Annotated in this window: 4 protein-coding genes; all 4 read right to left on the reverse strand. The window is 71.7% G+C overall.

Going from position 1 to position 3,717, the window contains the following annotated elements; genetic code table 11:
* Window positions 1–416, reverse strand: a 416-nt coding sequence (locus G6W55_RS37050; RefSeq protein WP_254876590.1) for a tryptophan 2,3-dioxygenase family protein, incomplete at its 3' end; no start/stop codon positions are given.
* 159 nt (window positions 417–575) lie between these two features.
* On the reverse strand, window positions 576–989 hold the full coding sequence (locus tag G6W55_RS37055; protein ID WP_030781965.1) for a DUF3151 domain-containing protein: 414 nt from the start codon (window positions 987–989) through the stop codon (window positions 576–578).
* A gap of 126 nt (window positions 990–1,115) precedes the next feature.
* Complete coding sequence (locus tag G6W55_RS37060; protein WP_175524991.1) at window positions 1,116–2,585, reverse strand: MFS transporter; 1,470 nt, start codon at window positions 2,583–2,585, stop codon at window positions 1,116–1,118.
* 100 nt (window positions 2,586–2,685) lie between these two features.
* On the reverse strand, window positions 2,686–3,717 hold the full coding sequence (gene fbaA, locus G6W55_RS37065; protein WP_175524992.1) for a class II fructose-bisphosphate aldolase: 1,032 nt from the start codon (window positions 3,715–3,717) through the stop codon (window positions 2,686–2,688).

The following is a 3,717-nucleotide window of genomic DNA, read 5'->3' on the forward strand; positions in this document are numbered from 1 at the left end:
CCGAGCAGGAACTCCATCCGCCGGTACATCGCCGACTGGAAGCCGGAGCCCTCGCCGAGGGCGCCGCGGTAGGAGTTGAACTGGGCCGGGGTGAGCTGGCCGAGCGGCCGCCAGGAGGAGTTCAGGGCCTCCAGTTCCCGGACGGAACGCTTCAGCGCGTCGATCGCGACGGGCACGTCGTCCGCGCGCAGGGCACGGGCCGCGGTCTCCCACTCGTGCACGACGACGGTGAACCACAGCTCCATGACCTGGGTCGTCACCAGGAAGACCATCTCTCCGGGATCGTCGGAGAGGGTGTGCTGCAAATGGGTGAGAACGTCGGCCTTGACGTAGTCCTCGTACGGCGTGGTGCCGGCGAAGTCGAGATGCGGGGTCTCGGGCTCCGAAGCCTCGTGGGGCTGAGCCTGCTGGGACATCGCTGTCTCCTGATTGTGCTCCGGGTAGCGGTCCGCCCCTGCCGTTACCGACACGGGGGCCCCGGTCCCCACCCACATCTTGCGCATCGCACCCGCGTTCGTGCAAGGCCCGCCCCGATCACACCGGATCCCGGGCGGGCCTTTCCGCACGTGGGACAGCTATCCGAGGGTCTGCGCCGCGGTCGGCGAGGAGTCCTTCAGGAACTGCGAGCAGCGCTCGTACTCGCCCTGCTCACCGATCGACTGCGCGGCACGCGCGAGGGCGTGCAGGGCGCGCAGGAAGCCGCGGTTCGGCTCGTGCTCCCACGGCACCGGGCCGTGGCCCTTCCAGCCGCCCCGGCGCAGGGCGTCCAGGCCGCGGTGGTACCCCGTACGGGCGTACGCGTACGACTCCACCACGCTGCCCCGCTCGAACGCGTCGTCGGCGAGCTGCGCCCAGGCCAGCGAGGACGTCGGGTACTTCGCGGCGACGTCGGCGGGCGCCGTGCCGTTCGCGAGCAGCTCGCGCGGCTCCGGGTCGTCGGGGAGGTGGGTCGGGGGCGGACCCCCGAGGAGGTTCTCGTGAATGGACATGGCTCCAGTCTCCTCCACGCGCGCGTGCGACGGGCCTCCGCTCTCCCCCACCCTCACGCGCGCGTGAGGGTGGGCCTCCACCCGGCCCCCTGAAAAACACCCCCTGGAAAGCGCCCCGGAACCCGCCTACCCGTCGATCCGCTTCCCCACCGGCCGCCCCTCCAGCGGAGGAGCCATGACACTCCCGTGGGTACGGCACTCCGGGCGGGTGCAGTCGGGGGCCGGCCGGCGGACCGTCGCGAAGGCGAGGGCCGAGCCCAGCACGAGCACCCCCGCACACCACCCCATGGCCTGCCGGAACGCCGTGTCGAAGGCGTCCGGCGAGCGGTACGCCTCCGGGCCCATCCCGGTCAGCACGGGCAGCGCGGCGACGGCGACCAGACCGGCCGCGCGGGCCGCCGCGTTGTTGATCCCGCTGGCCAGACCGGCGCGCGAGACGTCCACCGAGGCCAGCACGGTCGCGGTCAGCGGGGCGACCAGGGTCACCATGCCCACGCCGAGGACCAGCACGGCGGGCAGCACATCGGCCACATAGGACGCGTCCGGACCGACGCGCAGCATCAGCAGCATGCCCGCCGCGCACAGCAGCGGCCCGACGGTGAGCGGGATGCGCGGCCCGATCCGCTCCCCGAGCTGACCGGAGCGCGCGGAGAGCAGCAGCATCAGCAGGGTGGCCGGCAGCAGCGCCGTACCGGCCGCCAGCGCCGACCAGCCGGAGACGACCTGGAGCTGGACCACGGCGAGGAAGAAGAACCCGCCGAACGCGGCGTAGACGCACAGCGTGACCAGGTTGACGGCGGTGAACTGGCGGGACGCGAAGATGTCGGGCGGCATCATCGGATCCGAGCGCCGCCGCTCCACGACGACGAAGGCGACCCCGGCGGCCACCCCGCCCACCGCCGCGACGACGACGGCCGGGGAGAACTCGTCGGCCTCGATCAGCGCGTACGTCACCAGGGCGAGGGCCGCCGCCCCCAGGACCGCCCCGAGGACGTCGAACCGGCCGTGCGCGCGGCTGTCGCGGGACTCCGGTACGTGCCGCAGCGCGACCGGTACGCACACCAGCGCCAGCGGCACGTTCAGCAGGAACACCCAGCGCCAGCCGGGGCCGTCCACCAGCCAGCCGCCCACGAACGGGCCGACGGCCGCCCCGATGCCCCCGAAGCCCGACCACAGGCCCACCGCCCGGCCCCGGTCGTCGGGATGGAAGGACGCCTGGATCAGCGCCAGCGAGCCGGGCGTGAGGAGCGCGCCCCCGACGCCCTGGAGGGCCCGCGCGGCGACCAGTACCGCGGCGTTCGGCGCGAGTCCGCACAGCAGCGAGGCGACGGCGAACCACACCACCCCGACGACGAAGACCTTACGGCGCCCGTAGCGGTCGCCGAGCGAGCCGCCGAGCAGGATCAGCCCGGCCAGCGTGACCATGTACGCGTTGACGGTCCACTGGAGGTCCGCCAGATCGGCGTCCAGATCGGCGCCGATGCGCGGGAGCGCCACGTTGACGACGGTGGAGTCCAGCAGGGCCATGCTGGAGCCGAGCACCGTGGTGAACAGGATCCACCGGCCCTGGGGCGACGCCGTCCGGACATCGGGCATGGTTCCAGGTATACCCACCCGGGCGGACATACGGCGAGCCCGGCGCCGTGAACGGCCGCCGGGCCCACCGTGTCGATCGTCCACCGCCGAAGCGGTCGAGTTACTTGATCTTCGTGCCCGCCGAGCGCAGGTTCTGCGCGGCCTCGACGACGCGCGCGGCCATGCTCGCCTCGGCCAGCTTGCCCCAGGTGCGCGGGTCGTAGGTCTTCTTGTCGCCGACCTCGCCGTCGACCTTCAGGACGCCGTCGTAGTTGCGGAACATGTGGTCGGCCACGGGACGCGTGAAGGCGTACTGGGTGTCCGTGTCGATGTTCATCTTCACGACGCCGTTCTCCAGCGCGGTGCGGATCTCGTCCTCCGTGGAGCCGGAGCCGCCGTGGAAGACGAAGTCGAAGGGCTGCGAGCCGGCCGGCTTGCCGTACTTCGCGGCCACGCCCTCGTTCAGCTCCTTGAGCAGCTCGGGGCGGAGCACGACGTTGCCCGGCTTGTAGACGCCGTGGACGTTGCCGAAGGACGCGGCGAGCAGGTAGCGGCCCTTGTCGCCCAGGCCGAGCGCCTCGACCGTACGGATCGCGTCGTCGACGGTGGTGTAGAGGGAGTCATTGATCTCGTGCGAGACGCCGTCCTCCTCGCCACCGGTCGGGGTGATCTCGACCTCCAGGATGATCTTCGCGGCGACGGCGCGCGCGAGGAGCTCCTGCGCGATCTCCAGGTTGTCGGCGAGGGTCTCGGCGGAGCCGTCCCACATGTGCGACTGGAAGAGCGGGTTGCGGCCGGCCTTCACGCGCTCCTCGGAGACCGCGAGCAGCGGACGTACGTACCCGTCGAGCTTGTCCTTCGGGCAGTGGTCCGTGTGCAGGGCGACGGTGACCGGGTACTTCTCGGCGACGATGTGCGCGTACTCGGCCAGGGCGACGGCGCCCGTCACCATGTCCTTGCTGTACTGACCGCCCAGGAACTCGGCACCGCCGGTGGAGATCTGGATGATGCCGTCGCTCTCCGCCTCGGCAAAGCCGCGCAGCGCCGCGTTCAGGGTCTGGCTCGAGGTGACGTTGATGGCCGGGTAGGCGAACTTGCCTGCCTTCGCCCGGTCGAGCATCTCGTTGTAGACCTCGGGGGTTGCGATGGGCAT

This window comes from Streptomyces sp. CAI-85, assembly GCF_013363615.1.
GTDB lineage: Bacteria > Actinomycetota > Actinomycetes > Streptomycetales > Streptomycetaceae > Streptomyces > Streptomyces antibioticus_B.